Origin of the sequence: Micromonospora sp. CA-263727 (assembly GCF_050942455.1) — a bacterium.
Lineage (GTDB): Bacteria > Actinomycetota > Actinomycetes > Mycobacteriales > Micromonosporaceae > Micromonospora.
On the sequence record NZ_CP192031.1, the window covers coordinates 4,361,685 to 4,384,698 of the forward strand.

General features: G+C 72.4%; 7 protein-coding genes. 4 read left to right on the forward strand and 3 right to left on the reverse strand.

Annotated features, from left to right (window positions below; genetic code table 11):
• Positions 1–2 precede the first annotated feature (2 nt).
• Both ACQPYA_RS19100 and ACQPYA_RS19105 read left to right on the forward strand, forming a co-directional pair.
• A complete protein-coding gene (locus tag ACQPYA_RS19100; protein WP_433528456.1) occupies positions 3–1,274 on the forward strand; it encodes a hypothetical protein in 1,272 nt (423 codons plus the stop codon).
• Positions 1,271–5,812: an FtsK/SpoIIIE domain-containing protein gene (locus ACQPYA_RS19105; protein ID WP_433528457.1), complete on the forward strand. Its 4,542-nt coding sequence runs from the start codon at positions 1,271–1,273 to the stop codon at positions 5,810–5,812. The genes ACQPYA_RS19100 and ACQPYA_RS19105 overlap by 4 nt, the downstream gene beginning before the upstream one ends.
• Before the next feature lie 73 nt (positions 5,813–5,885).
• On the opposite strand, the gene ACQPYA_RS19110 is transcribed toward ACQPYA_RS19105, so the two are convergent.
• From ACQPYA_RS19110 to ACQPYA_RS19120, 3 genes are read right to left on the reverse strand one after another with little or no spacing between them, the layout of a single operon-like run.
• Positions 5,886–6,191 carry a WXG100 family type VII secretion target gene (locus ACQPYA_RS19110; protein WP_433528458.1) on the reverse strand — a complete coding sequence of 102 codons (306 nt, stop codon included), beginning with the start codon at positions 6,189–6,191 and terminating at the stop codon, positions 5,886–5,888.
• Positions 6,192–6,207: 16 nt separating this feature from the next.
• Complete coding sequence (locus tag ACQPYA_RS19115) at positions 6,208–6,513, reverse strand: hypothetical protein (RefSeq protein ID WP_433528459.1); 306 nt, start codon at positions 6,511–6,513, stop codon at positions 6,208–6,210.
• A gap of 23 nt (positions 6,514–6,536) precedes the next feature.
• Positions 6,537–7,550 (reverse strand): hypothetical protein, encoded by a 1,014-nt coding sequence (locus tag ACQPYA_RS19120; protein ID WP_433528460.1) that lies wholly within the window; start codon positions 7,548–7,550, stop codon positions 6,537–6,539.
• A gap of 90 nt (positions 7,551–7,640) precedes the next feature.
• Between ACQPYA_RS19120 and ACQPYA_RS19125 the strand changes: the two genes are divergently transcribed.
• On the forward strand, positions 7,641–12,242 hold the full coding sequence (locus ACQPYA_RS19125; RefSeq protein WP_433528461.1) for a hypothetical protein: 4,602 nt from the start codon (positions 7,641–7,643) through the stop codon (positions 12,240–12,242).
• Entirely contained in the window at positions 12,173–23,005 is a 10,833-nt protein-coding gene (locus ACQPYA_RS19130) for a hypothetical protein (RefSeq protein ID WP_433528462.1), read from the forward strand. Before ACQPYA_RS19125 ends, ACQPYA_RS19130 begins: the two co-directional genes overlap by 70 nt.
• Positions 23,006–23,014 lie beyond the last annotated feature (9 nt).

Genomic DNA, 23,014 nt, shown 5'->3' on the forward strand with positions numbered 1-23,014 from the left:
GGTTGAACGCGCCGTCCTTCAGCGGCCTTGGCCGCTTTCTGGACACCCAGCGGCAGACGCTCCTGACCGTACTGACCGTACTGGAGCTGTTGATCCTGCTGGCGGTGCTGTTGCGCTGGTTCGACCGCAGGTACGGCCTGAGAAGCACCGGTCGGCGCATTCTGCGCGGCGTCGCCGAGGTCGCCTGGACCCTTGTGGCGCCGCTCGTCGGCTTCCTCCGGCTGCGGCGCGGGATGCGGGTGGTCGCGGAACGCTTCGCCGATCCCGGTCCGGTGCCGGCTGCCCGGGCGGGGATCGTGTCGGCCCGGTTGGCGTCGGGCGGGCGGGACGACGTCTGGCCGTACCTGGTGCTGCTGGATTCAGCGGAAACGGGAGTCCGGCTCGCGGGTCCCGGGGCACACGCCTTGCGGCCGGCAGCGGAATCACCGTGGCGGGTCACGGTGCCGGGTAGCTGGCGTGCCCGGCGGGCGCTGGCGCCGGTGTCCGGCCTCTCCCTCGACACCCCGCTGCCGGTCGCCGTGGGCGTGCGGGTCCGGGAACTGGTCCTGCTGGACCTCCGGCGCTGCCCGGGAATCGTGTCGGTACACGGCGCCCCGACACCGGCCGACCGGCTGGTGTCCGCGATGGTCGTCCAACTGGCGGCGCTGGTCGGCGGGCACGGCGTCGATCGGCTGATCGTCGCGGTGGAGCCGGGTGAGGACGAGCTGGGGACGACCGGCACCGACCGGATGCCGCTGTCCGCGGCACTGACCACCATCGCCGCCCGTCCGGCGGCTTCGGTCGGGTGTGCCGTCCTGGTCTGCCGACGGCCCGACGGGCGGACGGCGGCGCAGCTCGCCGCGCTGGTCTCCGGCTGTCCCGGGGTGCTCGTGCTGGTCGCCGGCTATCTGCCCGGGTCGCGCTGGCGGCTGCGGGTCGACACGGCCGGTCGGGTCGTCGCGCCGGATCTGGCGCTCGACGCGGAGTCCACGCCGCTCGTCCGGGCTCTCCGGCGGGTCCGCCGACCGGCGTCGCCCGCCGCTGCGGCACCGGCCTGGGCTGCGGAAGGGCCCCCTCGGTCCGAGCCCGTCGAGGCCGCCAGCTCCGCGCCGGCCGAAGACCCGGCGCCGGACAGCACCGAGCCGGCGTCGCCGGCCGCGTCCCCACACGCTCCGCCGCGCCCGGCGCTGGTGACTCCCCTCGTCGACAACGACGATCTCTTCGAGGGGGCGGCCGAACAACGGCCGGTGGCTCACTCCGGCGTCGAGTCCGCCGACCGGCCCGGAGGTCGATGATGCGTCTCCTGCTGACGGTCGTCTCCGCCGGCACCGGCCGGGATATCGCCTGGGACGTCGAGGTGAACACGCCGGTCGGTGCCCTCGGTGAGCTGGACGGTCCTCCGGGCGGGTGGCATCTCGATGGTGCGCGCCTGGATCCGGGGTGGACGGTCGGCCGGGCCGGGCTGCTCTCCGGTGTCCGGGTCGGTGACGGTACGGCGGTGCCGGCCGGTGGGATTCGGGACCTGCCGGGCGACCCGCGGATCCACTGGTTGGAGGTGCACGGGGTCGGCGGCCCGGGCGCCGGACAGGTCTGGCCGGTCGCACTGGGCTGTCACGACATCGGTTCGGCGCACGGATCCGCGATCGATCCGGGCGGTGCCGCCGTGCCCGCACACGCCGCCCGGCTCAGCGTCGACGATCAGGGCCGGGCCTGGGTGACGACCGGCCACGACGGGGTACGCCTGGCGCTGCCGCAACCTCCGGAGGCCACCGATCCGGTCGATCCGCCCGGACACCCGACGCCGTCGGCGCAGTCAGACGCCGACGATCCGACGCCCGGGCAACGGCGGGACCGTGCGGACGAACCCGGCACGCCGGACGGGTCGGCGCGACGCCACGACGGGGCCCGCCGTTGGCCGCCCGGGGTGGACCTGGCGGTGGGCGGCAGCCTGCTGCGGCTGGTGCCGCGCCCGACGCCGGACGCGGCGGTGGCCCCGGCCGTGGATGTGCCGATGCTGGACTTCAACCGCCCGCCGCGAATCGTGCCTCCGCTGCTGTTCGCCCGGCGGCGGCTGCCCACCCCACCGACCAAGCCGACCCGCCGGCCGATCCCGCTGCTGATGATCCTCGCCCCGATGGTGCTGGGCCTGGCCTTCGTCTTCCTGTTCCGCTCCTACTTCTTCCTGCTGATCATGGTGCTGAGCCCGGTGTTGGCGTTGGCGAACTGGTACACCGACCGGCGCAGCGGCCGCAAACGGTACCGCAGCGACCTCGCCGAGTACGTTCGCAAGCGCACCCGGATGATGCGGGAGTTGACCGAGTCGGTCGCCGAGGAACGGATGGCCCGGTGCGAGGCATCACCCGACCCGGCGACGGTTCTGTACACCGCCGTCGGTCCGGGTCGACGCCTGTGGGAGCGGCGCCGCCGCGACCCCGACCACCTCGTGTTGCGGATCGGCACGATGGACCAGCCGTCGCTCATCGAGGTGGAGGATCCGGCCCGCACGGACCTGGATCGGCAACTGCGCTGGACCGTGCCGGACGTACCGGTCACCGTGGACCTGGTCGACCGCCAGGTGCTCGGCCTGGCCGGCGCGGCGGAGACCACGTACGCGACGGCCCGCTGGCTCGTCCTCCAGGCCGCCGCCCTGCACAGCCCGCGTGACCTGCGGATCCACGTGCTGACCGAGCCGGACGGGGAGCAGCGGTGGAGCTGGGTGCGCTGGCTGCCGCACACCCGGCCGGCCGAGGACGGCGGCGCGACCGGCCGGCCCTACACCCTGGTCGGCAACGACCCGGAGACCGTGGCGAACCGGGTCGGCGAGCTGGTCGCGCTGGTCACCGCGCGGACCAAGGCCCGCGGCTCGCAGCTCGGCCAGGTCATGTTCAGCGAGCCCGACGTGGTGCTGGTCGTCGACGGTGCGCGGCGGCTGCGCGACGTGCCGGGCATGGTGCAGGTGCTCACCGAGGGGCCGGCGGTGCGGGTCTTCGCGATCTGCATCGACGCCGAGGAACGGCTGCTGCCGGAGGAGTGCACCGCGGTGCTACGCGCCGACGCGGAGGGGCTGACCGTACGACAGACCGGCGTGCCCGAGGCGAGCGGAGTACGTCCGGACATCGTCACCCCGCCGTGGTGTGAGCGGGTGGCCCGCGCGATGGCTCCGCTGCGGGACGTCACCCCGGACGAGACCGCCGGGCTGCCCGACCGGAGCCGCCTGCTGGACCTGTTGGACGCCGACCCGCCGTCGGGCACCGAAATCGCCGAACGGTGGTCCCGGCAGCCCGCGTCCACGAGTTTCGTGATCGGCAGCGGCTTCGACGGTCCGGTCGTGCTGGACCTGGTCCGCGACGGGCCGCACGCGTTGGTCGCGGGCACCACCGGCGCCGGCAAGTCGGAGTTGCTGCAGTCCATCGTGGTGTCGCTGGCCGCGGTGAACCGCCCGGACGAGTTGACCTTTGTGTTGGTCGACTACAAGGGCGGCAGCGCCTTCCACAGCTGCGTCCGGCTGCCGCACACCCTCGGCATGGTCACCGACCTGGACAGCGCGCTGGTGGTCCGGGCGTTGGAGTCGCTCGGCGCGGAACTGCGCCGACGGGAGGAGATCCTGGCCGGGGTCACCGCCAAGGACCTCGCCCAGTACCGGACGATGCGCGGTCGCGACCCCGCACTGCCGGCGGTGCCCCGGCTGGTGCTGGTCATCGACGAGTTCGCCACGCTCGCCCGGGAGGTTCCGGACTTCATCCCCGGGCTGGTCAGCATCGCCCAGCGGGGACGGTCGCTGGGTATCCACCTGATCCTGGCCACCCAGCGGCCGGGCGGCGTGGTGACCACCGACATCCGGGCCAACACCAACCTGCGGATCGCCCTGCGGGTCACCGACCCGATGGAAAGCTCCGACGTGATCGACGTACCGGATGCCGCGATGATCCCGGTGGCCACCCCCGGGCGGGCGCTCGCCCGGCTCGCCCACCGGTCCACCCTGCCGTTCCAGACCGGGTACGTCGGTGCCGTGTACCCGGGCGCGGACTCCGTCGTGCCGGAGTCCCGGCCGATCGCGCCGGTGCAGGGCACGGAGGTGCCCTGGTCCCGGCTGGGTCGGGCGCTGCCGCCGCCGGTGGACCCGACGCACGAGGGCGTCGCGCCGGACGAGCTGGCCGCCACCGACCTGGACATGCTGGTGGAGGCGATCGACGTCGCCGCCCGGGAGGCGGGTTGCGAGCGACAGCCGAGCCCCTGGCTGCCGCCGCTGCCGCCGGTCGTGCTGCTGGACGATCTCCCCCCGCCGGCGTCCCGGGCCGGTCCCGGTCTGCCGCCGGTGCCGTATGCGCTGGCCGACCTGCCGGAGCAACAGATCCAGTCGGTGCTGACCTGCGACCTGGCCACGCTCGGGCATCTCTACGTGCTGGGTGCCTCCCGTACCGGCCGGTCCCAGCTGCTGCGTACCCTGGCCGCGTCGATGGCGCGGTCCCTGTCCTGCGCCGACGTGCACCTCTACGCCGTCGATGCGGCCGGCGGGTCGATGGTGGTGCTGTCGGAGCTTCCGCATTGCGGCGCGGTGGTGCCCCGGGCCGACCTGGAACGTCTGGAACGCCTACTCGGCCGGTTGCAGAGCGACTTGGCCCGCCGACACGAGTTGCTGGCCAGGCACGCCTGTGCCGGGCTCGACGAGTTGCGGGCGCTGCTGCCGCCGGCACAGCGTCCGGCGCATCTGGTGTTGCTGGTGGACGGCTGGGATTCGCTGGCCGCTCTCCTCAACGACCACGACGGCGGCCGGCTGCTGGATCAGTTTCTCGGTCTGCTGCGGGAGGGACCGGCCGCCGGGCTGCACCTGGTGATGTCCTCCGAGCGGTCGCTGCTGACCGGGCGGGTGGCCAACCTGAACGATCACCGGATCATGCTGCGGATGACCGACCGGACCGACTACTCGGCGATCGGCGTCAACCATCGTCGGGTGCCGGAGGTGGTGCCGCCCGGTCGCGGCTGGCGATCGGCGGACCAGGCGGAGCTCCAGATCGCCCTGCTGGACCCGGACCCGTCCGGGCCGGCGCAGGTCGAGGCCCTCCGCCGGATCGCGGCCCGGGCCGCCGCTCGGGACAGCGGGGTGCCGGCGCAGCGCCGGCCGTTCCCGGTGGCCGGGCTGCCCACGGCGGTCACCTTCGCCGATGCCTTCGCGCAGGTACCGGCCGAGCAGCGGCGGCCACTACGCGCGCTGCTGGGGATCGGCGGTGACGACGCCGCGCCGGTCTACGTGGACTTCGCCGGTCAGCAGGCGACGTTCCTGGTCGCCGGTCCGCCCAGTTCGGGGCGGAGCAACACCTTGGCCACCCTGGCGGTGTCGCTGCTGGCCGGGGGCACCGCGCTGGTGATCCTGACGCCTCGGGAGTCGGTGTTGCGCCGGTTGGCGGCACACGCCCGGGTGCGCACGGTCGAGGGGCCGGCCCCGGACCCGGCGCAGGTGACCGCCGCGGTCGAGGAGTTGGGCGGTCCGCTGGTGGTACTGGTCGACGACGTCGATCTGCTCGGCTTCGCCAATCCGGTGGAGGCGGTGCTGCGCCAGGTGGTGGCCACCGGCCGGGACCGCGGCCTCGGCCTGGCGTATGCCGGCACGGCCGAGACCCTCACCCAGTCGCTGGGCGGCTGGATCGCCGAGGCCCGACGCTCCCGCAAGGGCGTCCTGCTCGCCCCGCAGTCGGCGATCGAGGGTGACCTGGTGGGTACCCGGGTGCCGCCCGGGTTGCTGCGCGCCGGCAGCCGGCCGGGGCGCGGTCATGTGCCGGACCCGGCGACCGGCGCGCTGAGCACGGTCACGATCCCGCACACCGTGCTGCGCTGACCCGGGCCGAACCGGTCACCGACCCGGACGGGACGCGGCCCGGGTGCCGGTGACGACAGCCGGGCCGCGCGGTTCACTGCGCGGGTGGCGGTTTGGACAGCGCCTGATCCATGTCGTTCAGGTTCTTCACGATCGCCGCGAAGCTCGCCGCGAAGGTTTCCAGGTTGCTGACCGCCTTGGTCAGCGAGGCGGTGAACTCGGTGTACTGCGTGCTCATCACCGGGCTGGCCTGCTGCATCCAGAGGCCGCCCTGGCTGGTCAGCAGCCCGCTGACGCTGGTCTGTAGGCCCTTCAGCACGTTGGCGATCTCCTCGCCTTCGGTGGTCAGCCGCCCACTTACCGTGTGGATCCTGTCGTAGTCGACGTTCACTTCTGCCATCGGATGCCTCCGCGGTTCAGCCGGCGCTGCTGGACGAGGTGATCTGCTCGTCCATGGTGCGCAGCTGGACGGTGATGTTGTGGAACTGCTGGGCGAAGGACCGGATGTTCTCGATCGCCGCGGTCAGCTCGGTGTTGAAGGTCTGGTACTGACCGCTCAGGGTGGGGCTGGACTTCTGCAACCACAGGCCACCATCGCTGGTGAGCAACTGGGACACCGCGGCGAGCAGATCCTCCAGCCGGGGCACGGTCTGCGTGACGGCCAAATTGAGCTGGTCGTTGACCGTCTGCACTCGGCCGAAGTCGACGGTGATGTTGGGCATGCGTCGCTCCAAAGGGGGGTGGGTCAGATGGTGACGGTGGTGTACGGCAGGTAGTCCTCCTCGGGCGGCTCCTCGGAGACAAGGGTCCACTCGCCGGTCTTCGGGTTGCCGTTGTAGACCTTCGTGCCCTCCGGACCCACCACCGTCTTGGTGCCGCTGTCCGGTCCGGTCACCACGATGTCGGTCGTGGTGGTCTCGCCCTCGTGGTCGACGGTGACCTGATGTGATCCACCGTCGGCCTTCGGCGTCACGGTGCTGGTGGTGGTGCCCTCGCTGGTGGTGGAGGTCACCACGAAGGAGCCGTCGTCGTTGGTCTTCTTCTCGACTGTCTCCTCGGTGCCGTCGGAGTGCGTGATGGTGGAGGTGTAGTCGATGACGTCGGTCCTCCCGTCGCCGTCGGTGTCGCGGTAGGTGAACCTGGTCGTCTCGGTGTAGCTCAGCCCGTCACCGGAGTTGACCGTGGTGGTCTCGGAGATGACGTTGCCCTCGTCGTCCAGGACCGCGGTGGTGGTGTTGCTGCCCACCGGCGAGGTGCCGTCGATGGAGGTGGGCGGATCTCCCGGCTCCGGCACCGGATCTCCGCTCCACACCGGCACCGCGCCGTCGACCAGGTTCCCGTCCTTGTCGTAGTACTGGAAGGTGATCTGCCGGTCCTTCAGGTCGAGGTAGCGCTCGTACGCGGCGGTGTCGGCCTGCCAGCCGCTGATGTTCGCCCGCAGCCGGTCCAGGTTGACCTTGCCGGCGACATCCGCGTCCAGGTCGAAGTAGGCCTTGGCGATGCCGTCGAAGGTCTTCGCCAGCTCTTCGAGCAGTTCCATGGAGTCCTTGAACGGGGTGTGACAGGCGGAGAAGAAGGCGCTCAGGGTCGCGTACAGCGTCGAGCTGCCGACCTGGCTGGAGTCGACGACGGCCCCCTCGGAGGTGACCACCGACCGGCGCGATCCGGTTTCCACATCGAACTGGATCTTGCTTTTCAGTTCACGCAGGCTCCCCGCGAGCTGATGCAGCAGCGCGTAGTCGAGCACGAGGTCGGCCACCCTGCGCCCCTCCCTCCGCTCGTCGACGTGCCGTCTGTGGGGTTCGACGCGGCCGGGGCGGTCAGCGGTTCACCGTGAACCCTCGCGCGGGTGCGTCGCGTCGAAGAGGACGACGGTGTCCGCCGACGGCAGGAGGGTGCGGTGGCACGGCCCGGTGACTGGTCGGCGCTCACGCTGTCCGGTGACCCCACACCTGGCGATCCGGACGTGCTGCTGCGCGTCGCCAGCTACATGGACGTCATGGCCGATCACGCCCGGACCGCCGACGACGGGCTCGCCGCAGTGCTGCGCCAGAGCGGCGAGGGAGCGTTCGTCGGCAAGACCGCGGACTGGCTGCGCGAGCAGGTCAGCAAGGAGATGAGCGGCTTCATCGCCGGGGTCCGCACCGCCTTCACCGCCGCGGGGCCGGCCATCCGCACGTACGCCGAGGCGCTGCGCGAGGCCCAGGCCAAGGCGGACCAGGCGCTGAGCAACGCGGCCGGGGCCGGCGACGACGAGGAACGGGTCAACGCCCTCAAGGCGGAGGCGCAGAACGCCGCGGCGGACGTCAAGACCGCGGCGAGCACGGCCAGGCAGGCCATTCTCGACGCCGCCGGCCATATCAGATCCCCGGTGACACCCAAGTCGGCCTGCGAGATCTTCTGGGAGATCTTCAGCTGGCTGACCCTCGTCCTGACCGTGGTCGCCATCTTCGTCGGCGGGCCACTCGGCCTGCTCGCCTTCGCGATGAACGCCGCCCTGGCGGTGAAGGCGACGTTGGACTTCGCCATGGGCAAGACGAACGCGTTGGGGCTGGCGCTCGGCCTGCTCGGGCTGCTCGGCCCCAGCACCCGGCCGCTGATCGCCCTCGGCGACCTGACCAAGCTGGCCAGCAGCGCCTGGCGCAACATCACCCAGTTCAGCCGGAACAGCATCACCCTGGCGCGATCCGGCATCACCGACTTCTGGCGGACCGTGTCGACGCTGAGCATCAGCGCGGCAATGCGCGGCATCGCCGACCTCGGGATCACCGTGGCCAACTCGGTGCGGGTCGGCGCGTTGATGATTCCGCGGATCGTCGGTCCGATCGACGGCCTGGCCATCCGAGGGTTCGTGGCCCTGGAGAAGTTCACCCTGGTCACCGTTCCAGCGGCGATCACCCGGCTGGGCAACATCGGATATCAGGGCCTGGGCCGGCTCGCCGGCCTGACCGGCGACGCCGGCCGATTCGTGGCCACCAACGCCGTGCGGTTCGGCAACCTGATGGTGCGGGAGTTCGGCGGCTGGAAGTGGCTGCGGATCTTCCTGCCCCTGGCCGGCCACGAGATCGGCGCGCTCGGCGTGTCCGGGGCGTTCAAGCTCGGCGTGCTGGGTCGCGGGCTCGGGATGGCCCGGTACGACGGGCTGGCCGCGCTCAGCGGTGGCGTCCGGCTCGCCAACGGCCTCACCACGGTGCACGTCGTCAAGCCCGGCGACGCACCGTACGCCGGTGGGATCAACGTCAGCCCCGGCGGCCTGCACCTTCCCGACCTGGTCGAGAAGCCGATGGTCGGCGCTGCGTCGCTGCCGGAGTTCAGCTTCTCGGCCCGCGGCGTCGACCTGTCCGCCACGCGTGGCGCGCTCGGCGCGCCCGACCTGGCGGGGCTGCGCGGCATACAGACCCTGGACCTACCGGTGCCGAGGGCGACCGGGGCGGTCACTCCGATCACCGTGCCGGGCCTGCTCGGTGCCGCGCACGCGGTCGACCTCGGCCCGATCGCCCGGCTCGACGTGCCGACGGTCAACCCGGCCACCGGCCTGGACCAGTTCGCCATGCCGGCGGTGGGCACGCCCGGCACGGTGACCCTGCCGAACATGCAGATCGGCAACCTCAGCAGCACGCTGAACCGGGCCGCTGCCGGGGTGGACGGGCTGGCGGACTTCGGCCGGGCCGAGCTACGCAACCTGCACATGGGTGAGGTCAGCGCGGTCCGGGTCTCGGAGACCGGGGTGGCGTTCAACCTCGGCGCCCCGGAGAAGGCGTTCGGCGACACCACCCTGGCCTCCCCCGCCCCGGCCGCCACGCCCACGCCGGCGGGTTCGATCTCCCAGGCGGCTCCGACGAACATCGCCCGGCCGGAGGGCGTCGCACCCGCGCCCCTGAACCTCGGCAAGATCTCCGACCCGACCACCGTCCACCAGGCGCTGAACCTGCTCGACGGGCCCAACCCGAGCGCGCTCGCCGCCCTGAACCGGCTGGACCCGCCGGCGTTCACCGCGCCGGGCGGCCTCGGCCGTGAGCTATCGGTGCCCGCACCGTTGCGCCTGGAGCAGGTCGGCGGCCCGACCCCGCAGCAGCTCAGCCACCTGCAAGCGGTTGAGCAGCTCAAGCAGGCACAGCACGCGCTGGCCAACGCCTCCGGGGACGCGCTCTCCACGGTTCGCGCCGAGAAGGACGTCCGGGTCGCCGAGGCGCTGGTGCGCCGGACCGCAGACGGGCTCAAGATCGAATCTCGGGGGGACGCCCTCGCCGTCGATCCCCCACCGGCACGCCCGACCGCTGCGGTCGCACCGGACCTCGCCGCGGCCAAGGCGGCGACCGCACCCGACCTCGCGGCGGCCACACCCGCCGCGACGAGCGACGAAGCGGCGCAGGCGTTGCAGGCCCGGCTGGACAACCTGCGCGGCCCGGATGCCCCGCAGGTCGACCTGCCCGCACTGGAACTGGAGCACCGGTTCGCGCAACTGCGCCCGACGGCCACGGCGGACCTCGCCGACCTGCCCTCCGTGCCCACCCATCAACCCGGCACCGACCTGGCCGAACTGGAGAGCCGGCTGGCCGCCCTGCGCGGCGGCGACCTGCCCTCCCCGGCGGCCCGGCAACTGGAGCTGGAACACCGTTTCCACCAACTCCGCCCGGACTCTCCGGTCCAGGCCCGCCCGGTCGAGCCGGCGATGTTCCCAGCGGTGCCGGCGATCTCCCCGGCCGAGGCCACCGCCCGCGCCACCGCCGCCGAACGCCTCACCGACCTGGAAGCCCAGCTGGCCGACGCCCGCGCCGAGGAGATCACCGTCGACGTCGGGCCGGCGCGGCTCGACGCCGACGGCCCGACGGCCGCACCGCGGGCCCAGGCCCCCGACCAGATGGGTACGCCGGGCCGGACGACCGCCGCGAACGGCGCAGCAGGAGCCGGCGACCCTCTGGTGGACCTGCCCAGCGTGCCGCGGACCGACCCGACCGCCACCCCCGGCCCGGAGGCGCTCAGCCAGCGGTTGACCGAACTCACCGCCGACGCGCGGGGGGTACGCCTGCCCGAGCGGGAGCTGAGCGTGCTCAGCACCGAGGTCCGCGCCGCGATCGAGCAGGGCCGGCACGGTGACGCCGCCCGGGGGCTCAACACGCTGCACGAGCGGATCGACCGGCAGGCCCTGTTCCAGCGGCTCGACTCGTACCGGGCGCACGTCGACGCCGGACACCACCGCGCCGCGCAGCTGGGCATGGAGAAGCCGACCTGGTTGCAGCACGCCATCGACATCGAACGCGCCACCGCGGCCGGACAGACCGACGAGCTGCACCGGCTGCTCAACGCCTACGAGAACAGCCTCGCCGCAAAACTCACCGAGCAGCGGCTGCACGACCAGTCCGTACCCGATGTCACGCCCGGCCGGGCCCCCGACGAGGCCGGGTCCGCGGGCGACCTGGACGAATTGCAGGCCCGGCTCGACGCGCTGCGTGGCGATCACACCCCCGACCCGCGGCTCGCCGGCCTGGAGCTGGAGTTGCGCTTCGCGAACCTGCGCGGCGCCGACGGCCCCGACGTGCCGCTGCCCCAGCTTCCCGACGTACCGACGCTGCCACCCGGCGCCCTCGACGACCTGACCGATCGGCTCACCGCCCTGCGGGCCCACCGCGACGAGATGATCGGCATGCCGGCCGCCGAGCGTGCCGAGTGGAACGCCGAGTTCGCCCGGACCGGCGACGCCGCCGCCGACGCGGACCTGCTCGCCCGGTACGAGTCGCGCGTCGCCGACCTGGAACGGCAGGCCCGCCTCGCGGAGCTGCGCGGCGGCACCGGCCCCCTGCCCGCCGACGAGTACCGGGCCTGGCAGGACGCGCTCGCCCGGGTCGGCGACAACCCGGCCGGCATCGACCACGTGCTGTCCCGGTACACCCTCCGGCTGGACGAGTACCGGCTGGACGACGCCGCCCAGATCAACGCCGCGCTCACTTCCCCCGACCATCTCCGCCCGCTCGAATCCCGGCTGGGCGAGGCACTCGGCGGCCTGTCGCAGGGCCTGCGCGACTCGACCGCGGCGCGGTACACCACCCTCGGTGACCGGCTGGCCCAGCTGCGCGGACCAGACGGCCCGCCGACGCCCGGCCGGGCCGGCGACGGCCCGCCCACGCCGCGAGCCGGCGACCCGACGATCGGAGACCGGCTCGACCAGCTGCCGAGCCCCCGGACGACCTGCCGAGACCGGGCGACCTGCCGAGACCGCGCACCGGTTCCGGCGGCACCGCGCCGGAGGCGCCGGCGGCAGCCAGAGCGGCGGACACCCCGGCGGTCACGAAGCCGGCGGACCCGCCCGCCGCGACGCAGCCGACGTCAACGAAGCCGCTGGACGGAGCACCGGCACGGCCGACGCCGACGGCCGGCGACGAGGTGCTCGAACTGCCGGCGACGCAGCGCCCCGCCGACGGCGCGTCCACCGCCTCGCCCGTCGAGACGGTGACGATGCCGACGCGCGACCTGCTCGGCGACGGCAACCCCGGCGGGCCGGCCCGGGTGATCGAGGTGGACACCGAGCGGTGGACGCCGCTGAAGGACGCGTTCCGCTTCGAGCCACCCACCACCGCCGGCCAGCCACCGAAGGTCACCCGGCCGCCGGCGGGCGGTGAGCGGATCGGCGTCGGCTACCGGCTCACCGTCACCGAGCAGGACATGCACTTCGCGCTCAAGCTCCGCCTCGAGGCCGCGCCCGGTGTCACCGCGCAGGAGATCGCCGAGGTGAAGGCGCGTACCGTCGAGGGGCTACAGCGGTACGTCAACGCCGCCCAGCAACAGTTGCCCGGGTGGGATGTCCCGATGCGGGTGACGGTCGACTTCGACGACCCGGCCAACGCGCGCGGCGCCATCACGGTCGCCCCCGCCGGCGCCCAGATGTCCCAGCGGGTCTGGGCGGCCGGCGCGTCGCCGGCCAAGTACGCCCACGAGATCGTGCACCAGCTCGGCGTGACGGACACCAACCCACCGCCGGACGCGTTGCTGCGCGGCACGCATGAGCCGGAGCAGGGCGACCTGATGGGCAGCCACCCGCACGACGTCGACGAGTTCGTGCTGACCCCGCGGGCACTCGGTCAGATCGCCGAGGTGCTGTCACCGTACTTCTCGGGCTCCACCGCCCCGCGTCCGCTGCCGGACGCCATCGCCGGCAACGTCGCCGAGGAGTTCTGGGCCGCCGGTGTGGACATCGCTCCCAAGGTCAGCACCGCCGAAGTCACGGTGCCCGCCCCGGCCCCGGCCGAGTCGGGCACCGCCGCGCCGCCGTTGGCGGCCCTCCCGCCGAGCAGCACCACACCCAAGATCACGGTGACCGCGCCGGATGAGAGCGTCCCCGTCACGGTCCTGACGGCGACCAAGACGATCGACAGTCCGTTGCCGGGCCTCTACAAGACTCGGCTCGACCTGCTCTACACGCCCGACTCCATCGGCGACCTCGACGGCCTGATTCGCGGCCTTGAGCAGAGCGTCACCGACGCGGTGCGCGCCCGGGTGGCGGAGAACCTGCCGCTGGTGCCGGGGCTGTCCAAACTTTCGGTGCAGACCGGCGAGATCACGCAGGCGCTGCGCGACGACCCGAAGTCCTTCTTCGTCACCGGTGGCCGCAGCTTCCACGTCCGGGACGGGATGTTCGGTTGGCACCGCGTCACCGTCGCGCCGACCTGGTCGCCGTCTCAGGCCCAGGTCATCGACCAGTCGGTGGACAAGGCGAAGTTCGACACCCGCAGCGACCAGTCCGCCGGTGTCAAGCACGCCTCCACCACCGGCGGCTCCGGTTCGCTCGGCGTCGGCACGATGTTTCCCCAGCGGGTCGGCTACGGTGCCGGTGGCGCCGTCGACGTCGCGCTATCGCGGCCGCTGGAGTCGTTCGAGGACGGCGTCAAGCTGACCGACTCGCACAACGTGCGCAGCGGCTCCGGTTCTCACCTGGCGTCCGCGCCGGTCAGCTTCGGGGTGGTCGTGACGGACCCGACCGCACCACTGACCGGCCCCCGTGCGGCCGTGCGGAGCCCCGGCGAGCCGGTCCACGCCGACGTGACGTTCCGGAGCGTCGACGACATCGCCAAGGCCAAGCCCCGCGAACCCGACTGGCTCACGGTCGACCCGAGCAGACACACGTCGATGCTCGTGGAGAACTTCACGCCGGTGCGCATCCTGCGCGCGGACATCGGCCTGACCGAGGGCGCCGACCCGACGGGAACCTGGAACGACGTGGTCGAGGACACGCTCGTGCTGCTCCAGCCCACCAAGGCCGTCGGGCCGGGCACGCTGGGGGCGGGGCAGGCCCGGGGCCTGTTCGAGGAGTCCTCCATGATCGGCAATCTCATGCCGGCCCTGGACACGGTGGTCCATCCGCCGACGATCACCAGCACGCACGGCGCGCACGCGCTGTCGCTGGAACTCACCGCGGCCATGCCGAAGCTCTCCATCCTGGCCGACGTCGGCAAGACCTCCTTCCGCTGGCAGCCGGGCCAGGGCGAGGCGACGAAGCTGTCCCATTCGAGCCGGGTCGGCATGGGCCTCTCCGTGGTGCCCGCCCGCTGGGCGTTCGGCCCCGGCTACGTGCAGGCCCGGCTCTTCTGGGGCTTCCTGCGCTCGATGACCGCCTCCGCCACCCAGGGTGGCGCCTCCCGGGTGGGCACCGAGTTCAAGGACATTCCCAACGTCCTGGTGGAGGCGCACTTCCGGGTCACGGTGAACGCCGGGCTGCGCGAGGTGCCGGGCTCCCGACTGTTCGGCACGGGCGCCGTCGAGCCGATCACCGTCGACCTGGTGGTGCTCGGCCACCTGCCGGCGGCCCGGGTGGCGCAGCTACTCAGCGACAGCAGCGTGCTCATCCCCTCCCCGAAGCAGTGGTACGTGCCGCCCTACGCGCTCGGTGGCGGACGTTCGGTGACCTACGGGCTGAGCGGGTTCCAGCAGCTCTACCTGGACGTGAACGGACTGATCCGGCGCATCGAGGGCGGCTTCCTGCCCGAGTTCGGCAAGTCCGGCACGGTGAAACGGATGGGCACCAGCCGGGCGGCGATCGAGCGGCAGGCCAACCAGGATGCCTTGGACCGGGTGCTGACCGTGGCCGGGTTGCGTCAGAACCGGGGCGCTCTGCTCAAGACCGGCCTGATCGCCAAGCTGAGTCGCACCAAGAAGATCGGCACCCGGCACATCTTCGTGCACGTGACGGCCAGCTACACCGGGGCCTTCGAGCACCTCGGCACCAGCAAGGGCGACGCGGTGCGGACCACCCACGCCGACACCTTCCAGGAAAAGATCAACGCCGGCGGCCAGTGGCGAGGCGCCGTGGCGTTCGAGGGCGGCGGCGTGTTCCGGCTGACCGGGGGAACGACCGCCGCGTTCGTGCCCGCGGGCGCGGTCGAGTTGCGGGGCCGCATCGGCCGGCAGAGCGGCGCGCAGCTCGCCGGCCAGGAGAGCCGGCTCAACGGCGGCACCCCCGACTCGCAGGCCTTCGGCAACGACCTACAGATCACCGTGCAGGTGTACGCGTACACGAAACGCCTGGGCGCGGACCCGAGGTCCCGCGTCAGGTTCGGGCGGGTGATGCACCAGCGGCTCCCCCGGCCGGTGACCGCCCCGGCCGGCGCGACCCGGGTGGTGAACCCCATCCACGAGCCGGCGGCCCTGGTCGCCGGGAAGAAGTTCACCCGGTTCCGGCTGGTCGAGACGCGTCCGGTCACCGTGCAGTTCGACAACGCCTCGGTGCTGTCCCAACCGATCAGCATGCCGACCACCCTCACGCCGCGACCCGATCCACTGGCGGTCGACCGGCGGACCCAGATCGAGTTGACCCAGCTGCGCGAGTGGGTCGACGAGGGGCCGAAGTCGACGGTCAACCGCTGGCTGTCGGTGGAGGACTTCCCCGGCAGCAGCTTCATCCTGGTGCTGGCCAAGGAGGCGCTCTGGGCCGCCCAGGACTACACCGACGCGGTGTCCCGCACCAAGTTGGGCGGCCTGCGCGGCGTCGACGGGTTGGCCGAGGGAATGCCGGTGTGGGCCAGCACGATCGATCGGCTCGCCGAGTCACGCCAGATCCACGGGCTCGCCTCGATGCTCGACGGCGTGTGGCACGTGGACCGGCTCACCTCCGCCGAGGACGGCGCGGCGACCGACCTGGCCGTCGCGGTCGCGTTGACCAACCCGAAGGTGCTGCCGGCGTACGCCAACATCACCAACGAGTCCGCCTCGGTCGGGTCGGTCGAGATCAGCGCCGCGAAGACCGTGGAGAAGCAGATCGCGCTCCGGGCCAACTTCTCGGCGAACGTCCGCCGCTCCGGCACCAGCACCGACAACACCCAGGGTGGTGGCGCTGCCTTCCCGGCCACGTACGAGAAGGTGCTCTACGCCGGATCCAAACGCGACACCGAGAGCATCAGTGGCGCGATCGAGCGCAACGCCAACAACCGCAAGGGCAGACAGCGGTCCTTCCTCGTCGTCTTCGACATGCGGGTCTCGGTGGCCACGGAGATCACCACCGACCCGGACCGGTACGCCGCCATCCCGCAGTCACTGCGCAGTGGTGAGTGGCTCCACCATCACAAATCGGTGGCCCGGCACGGCACCATCACCAACGCGGTCTTCCTGCGGCTGTCCGCCAGGACCATGGTCAAGCTCGGCCTGCTGCCCCGGCTCGACGGGGACCCGGGCATGATGGGCGCGCCGTGGCTGCCGACGATGCCGCCGGCGCTGACCCTGCCGCCCGGCCGCAGCCCCGGTCTGGGCCTCTACACCTTCGACGAGACACCGACCCTGACCGAGTCGATGACCGCGGCGCTGCGGGCCGAGGCCGCCAAACTCGGCCCGGACCGGGGGATGGTCAAGAGCCTCCTCGACATGGTGCAGGGCAGGATCACGAACCGGTCGATCGGCAAGATCTCCGACTCGCTCTCCGGCCCCGGGCTCGACGACCCGATGCTGAACCGCCGCCGCCTGCTCTACCTGCTCACCGCCGAAGGGCAGGCACAGCACTGGCCCGCGATGGCCGACGGCGGAGTCTCGGTGCTGCACATGAAACCCGGCCGGATGACACAGCACTCCCGGGACGTGCGCCTGATCGCCGAGCCCACCGGCGAACCGAAGGTCCGCGGTTTCGTCGCCGACCACGAGGACCTCGACATCAAGACCACCCACACCAGCGAGCAGGGCGTCACCAAACAGCGGATGCATGGCAGCACCATGACCGCCGGGGCCGCCGGCACCGGTGTCTCCAACCACGACGGCGAGAACCTCGCGGTCGGCCTGGGCGACACGGTGGGGCGGGTCTCCCAGGTGCTGAACGCGCAGAGCGATGGCTCGACCACGGTCGACGTGAATCTCAGTTCCGGCCGCGGGGTCAAGGCCAGACTGGAAACACCCGTCAAGTACACCCTGGCCATCTTCGACAAGGGCAAGCGCGTCGACGGCGACCTGCTGGTCGTCCATGACAAGGTGGTCCAGGACCGGTGGGCCGACGACCTCCGGCCGCCACGGTCCACGCCGGCGAAAGCGCCCACGCCCTACCGGATCGCCCCGCCGAAGAAGCTGCCGCCCGGGTGGCGGACGCTCAACGGGATGCCGCTGCCGCCGCGGTTCAGCGCGGAGGACCTCAACCAGGTCGCGCAGGTGCAACGCGTCGTCGAGAGCCTGCTGGGCGACTCGGCCAAGCGGTTGCAGACAACGGGGTACGCGGGGGCGCATCAGATCCACCAGAGCCTCACCCCGGAGATCCTGCTGCCCGGCATGCCGAAGCTGATCACGCCCGAGGGGTTCGTCCTGCCTCCGGCGGTCAGCGCGCAGATCTTCGGGCAGAAGGCGGCGATCACCATCAGGCTGCTGCCCGAGAGCGCGTCACTCGGCGGGGTCAGCTCCGGCGTCTACCGTGAACACGCACCTCAGCAGAGCGGCGGCTACAGCACCGGCACCAGCGTCGTGACCCAACAGCTGCGAATCCCCCGCATCCCGCTGATCGGGCGGGGTTTCGCCGACGACCCGTATCAGGCATTGGAGTCCGGCGGCCCCGGTGTCGCCGCAGGTGACACCCAGGCCGCCACCGAGAGCGGCGGCAACGCCACCGGGGACCTGGGCAACGTCAAGCCGGAGAGCCGCTCGGCCGCCGTCGACTACCTGAGCCGGATCGAGGTCACCGTCTCGCTTTCCTACTCGGCGTGGCCGACCAGGACGGTGACCAGCGCCAGCCAGCCGGACGAACTGGTGAACGTGTCGTTGCGGATGGGCCTGCACGACGCGCGTACGGCGCTGCACATCCCGCCGGACAGCACGGCGATCGCCACGGACTCGCCCGATCGGGTCGCCGCCTTCGACGAGATCGTCGGCCACGAGGCGAAGCTGGCCAAGGCGGCGGAGGGTTTCGTGTCCGCCGCGGACAAGCTGGACCAGGCCCGCTACGACGCGTACACGGCCCCGGAGGGCAGCGCTGCCCGCGCCGCCGCCGAGGCCACGTTGCCCGGATTGCACGAGGACTGGGATCGGGCCGGGCAGTCCTGGTGGGAGCTACTGCAACGGCACCACCAACTGCTCGACGACTTCCGGCACCGGTACCTCGCAGTGCCCGAGGGCACCTCGGACACCGACGCGGCCACCCTCGCCAAGTACGTCCAGAACGACAGCAGCCGTCTCGCCCGCGCCCGCACCGGCACCGGCACCGGCACCGGCACCACCAAACAACAGCCCCCCGCGGGCACCACCAAACAGCAACCTCCCGCGGACACCACCGGAACCTCGACGGGAACACCCCAGGTGCTTCCGACGCCGGGTGGCGGGCACTGTCAGCTCTACGCGGCCGTCGGCAGCGCTCCTGAGCTGGTGAGCGCGAGGCTGGCCGCCGCCGGGCTCGGTTCGCCGGCCCTGCACGCCTGGCTCAACGATCCCGAGGCGGTCCGCGCCCAGATCAGCGCCTGGGCTGCCCAGGCCGGTGGGCTGGTGCCGCCGACCGCCCAACTCGGTCAGGCGGCAGAGCTGCTGCGCCGCCTGGTGCAGCAGCACCTGGAGACCGTGGGCCCGGACGGCGTGCCGGTGCAGGCCCTGGAGGGCTACCGGAACAACCAGGTGCTGCAACTGCGTGCCGCAGTGGATGCGATGAACCGCGCCACGCTGCTGGACCGGTTGCCGGAGGCGGGCATCACCAGGCTGACAGATCCGCATCTGATCCCGGCCACCCAGCTGCGTGGGCTCTACCTCGCCCAGCGGGCCGCCGACCTGGTCGCCGCCGGGTGGGACCCGGCGGAGGCCGCCGCCCATGCGGAGAGCCAGGTCCCGCTCAAACCCACCACGGACGGCTCGCCACCCCGGGACCTGGCCGACGAGGCACTCTCGATGCGGGCCATGTTCGACTACCTCACCGCCAGCGGCAATCCGATCGGCCTGCCGGCGCTCTCCGACGACACGCTGCGGGACCAGCTCATGGCGCAGCTACTCGACCCGCTCCGACCGGCCGACGCCGACGAGTTCGCCAACCTGACCCAGGCGGTCCGGCGTTGGGAGGACCACTGGCAGGACGCGGTCGGCGAGGCGTTTCCGGGGCTGCTGGCCGCCGCGTTGGACGCCCGGCTCCGCGTCCACGCGCCCGAGCACATTCAGACGATCGGCCGCGAGGATGCGCCCCGGCTGGACGTGTACCGCCGCAGCGACCACTACCAGGCGATGGTCGACGAACCATCGCCACCGGCCGAGTCGCCACCGGCCGAGTCGCCACCGCCGGGCGGACTGCCGGCGGCCGAGCTGGACCAGACCAGGGGTCGTGCCGTCTATCCCAAGGGCGCCAAGCCGTTCGAGATCGACCCGCCCGGGCCGGCCGACGGGAAGACCGTCAGTGGAGACGCGCTGCGGACCCAGCAGGTGCGCGTCAACCCGGTCTGGATGCCGTTGTCGGAGTTCACCCCCGAGATCCACGCGGGCCGGCCCGACGCCCGCTGGCTCTACGTGGTCACCGAGGCCGACGAGATCATGATCGGCAGCGAGGAGATCCTCACCGTGGTCTCCGGCAAGCAGCTCGCCGACCTGCATGCCGCGATGCGCACCAAGCATCCCGACCTCACCCTCGACCAGCTCAAGGAGAGCCTCAACCAGCTGGGCCACGCCACCACCGGCGTCGGCTTCGACGCCGATGGCCGCGCCTACGTGGGTAAGGGACGGATCAGCGGCGAACTGCACCGCGACCCGGAAACCGGCCGGTGGCTCGTTGACGACAAGTCCGGCCGCTACATGAGCGAGAAGATCCGCCCTGGCCTCGACCCGGCCGACGTCCAGCGTTGGCTCGACGGCGTCGCCACCAGGTTCGGCGAGCAGCTGGGCGAACCCGTCGAGGCCCGCCCGTACAAACACGTCGCCCCACCGCCGCCGCCTCCGCCGCCAGCCGCCCAGGCCGAGACCACCAAACCCACCGAGACCACCACCCGACAACACCCCCCGGGCGACGCCACCAAATCCGCTGCGGCCACCACCGCAGCGCCAATGGAGGACCTGCGCGCACGGTGGGTGCAGTTCAAGGCGCAGCGCCTACAGGCCGAGGGCACCGATCCGGCGGTCGCCGAGATCCTGGCCGGCGGCCTGCCGGCCGACCGGGACACCATGCTCGCCGACCTGGCGACGCCGCAGGCCATGCCCGCCGCCCCGGCCACGACCATTACCGCTGACCAGGTCGCCACCGGACCGGCGCCCCTCGACCGGACGCCGACCACGACGGCGACCGCAACGCTGCCCCCGGGGCACCTCGCACCGCCGGGGCCGGACTATCGGATACTCCGCTCCGCCGATGCGGCGCACCTTCAGAAGCTGCACGACGAGGTGAGCCGGCTGGTCGCCACGAAGACCGACGAACAGGGAAAGCTCCCGGTCGACGTCTGGTGGGAGATCGCCGGCCTCATCACGAGGGCGATCGACGCTCCACCGGTACGGGCGATCGTCGAAGCCAGGAACGGACTGGAGGGCGCCCTACGCCTCCAGACGTGGATCATGGAGCTGGCGACGGATCGTCCGGTGGACGAAGTGGTGACATGCCTGGTGCACGAGCTGACGCATCTCGAACAGTTCTCGGTGATCGCCCGGCTGCTGGCCACCCGCACCGGTGATCCGGCGGCGGCCGGTGGGATCACCGCCCACCCGGACGTCCAGCGGGAACTCTGGGAGAGCCGGGTGACCGACGACCCCAGAGATCCGGCGATGCAGCAGATCTGGGACAGCCATGTCGACCCCGCCGCCCGTCACCTCAACGATTCCTTCCTCCAGATCAAGCTGCTGACCCGCGACGCGCACCAGCGGCTCTCCGCTGCCGAACGGATGTACGACTTCCCGCCCCGGGCGCTGGACCGGGTGCGACGCGGCTTCCAACTGCTGGACGCGCAGAACCAGGTCGCACCCCTGCGCTACAACACCCAGCCGGCCGAGATGCAGGCCTTCCTGACCCAGTTGCGATACACGTCGCTGGGCTCGGTACGCGACTGGGGCGGCACGCCCATCACCCACCTGTCACCACCGGACGGCTACGAGTTGGTCGGGCTGGGCCGGGCGGGCGGTTTCCTGCGCCCGGCCGGATCGGCCGTCGAGCCGCCCCCGAGGTTGGCGCACCCGGACCGGCCGCTGCTCGTCGTCTCGCTTCCCGACGGGGCCCGGGCGGACCAGGTGCTCACCGAACTGCACAGCCAGCTGCCCGATCGAGCGCTCGTGGAACTGATCACCTTGACGCCGATCAGCGCGGCCCGCGCGATGGAGCTGTCCCGGCTGCTCGGACCGGGGCAGCAGCTCGCGCTCGCCCCCAACCTGGTCGAGCCGCCCGGCGTTGGGCTGGCCGAGCATTTCGTATCGCACAGCCGGCTGCACACCGTAACGCTGCCGGCGTTCGCCCGGTACGTCACCGTGCACGACACCCCGCAGTTCCCGCAGCTCGCCACCCCCGCGACGGACCTGGGCAGCCTCGGCCATGGCCGGTGGGCGGTCTTCGGCGACAACTGGCAGGCCACCTCCGTCGGCGACCGGGTCTGGGTGGGGCCGGAGGACGTGGCACCGGTGATCGAGGACGGCGACCCGCCTGTGGTCATCGGCGTGCCGTCCCAGGACACTCCCTGGGCCGCCTGGCAGAACGGCATGTGGCTGGCCCGGATGCTGGCCGGTCAGGAGGGCACCCCGGACGCCCCGATCGCCCGGGTGCACCGGCCCGAGGAGCAGCCGCCACCGCCGGTGCGGCTCGACGGCAACCTGGTGCACGCCGTGACCGAGCAGGACGCCGAGCTGGCCCGGCTGGTCACCGGCCAGCCCGATCCCCTGGCCTCCTACGAGTACTCCTTCCCCACCCCGTACCCGCCGCTGGCGGTCGTACCGGGCCAGGATCTCTCGTTCACGGTGCACCACCTGATCGACGCGTTGCTGGACGCGACCGATGTGGCACCGGACGAGCGGGACGTCGCGGTCCTCCTCGACGCGCTGACCGCGCTGGCCGGCACGATCGGCCTCACCGGCCCGGACACGCTGCGGAACCTGCTCGCCGCCGGTTACCTGGCCGCACGGGCGTACGGTATCGGTGGTTTCGGCCCCCGCCGGCTCACTGCCGCCTACCACGCGCTGCGGCTGCTGGCGCCCACCGGCCCCCTGGCCTCGGGTCCGGTCGCCGCGGCCGACCTGCTCTCCTGGGTCGACGGCGTCAACGTGGACACCTGGGCCACCGATCTTCCGGTGCGGCTCATCCAGGTGTTGGAGCGCATGCGGGAGCCGGGCGTCGAGCTGGCTCAGCTGACCGCCGCCAACCAGGCAGACGCGGAGCGAATCCGTCTCGCCCTGGACGGGCTTGCGCAGCTCGATGCCGGCGTCTGGGCCACTTCCGGCGTCGGCCCGCAGCTGGGACCACTGTCGGCCGACGGCGATCTGGTGCTGGCGTACCCGGCTGGGCCTCGGCTACAGCCGGTGCCGCCGGGCAGCACTCCGGGCGACACCACCGGCCGGCCCTCCACCGCGTTGCTGGCGCTGCTCGGCGACCAGGCCCGCGCCCGGGTCGACCCGGACGGGGGCCGGCACGTCCGGGTACGGCTGGTGCCGGTGACCGACGCGCCGATCACCCGGGTCGACTTCTACGACCTCCTTGACGATCTCGCGGACCTGAACGACCGGCTGGGCTGGCGGGTCGTCCTGGCCGATCCGGTGCGCGCCGACGGAAGCCCGGTCGAGTTCGCCGAGCCGGCACCGGAACCGCCGCCCGCGGAACCGCCGGCCTCCTGAATTCAGCTG

Coding starts and splice junctions, on each gene's coding strand:
- ACQPYA_RS19115 (WP_433528459.1), bottom strand. CDS start 6,513: ATGCCCAACATCACCGTCGACTTCGGCCGAGTGCAGACGGTCAACGAC.
- ACQPYA_RS19110 (WP_433528458.1), bottom strand. CDS start 6,191: ATGGCAGAAGTGAACGTCGACTACGACAGGATCCACACGGTAAGTGGG.
- ACQPYA_RS19105 (WP_433528457.1), top strand. CDS start 1,271: ATGATGCGTCTCCTGCTGACGGTCGTCTCCGCCGGCACCGGCCGGGAT.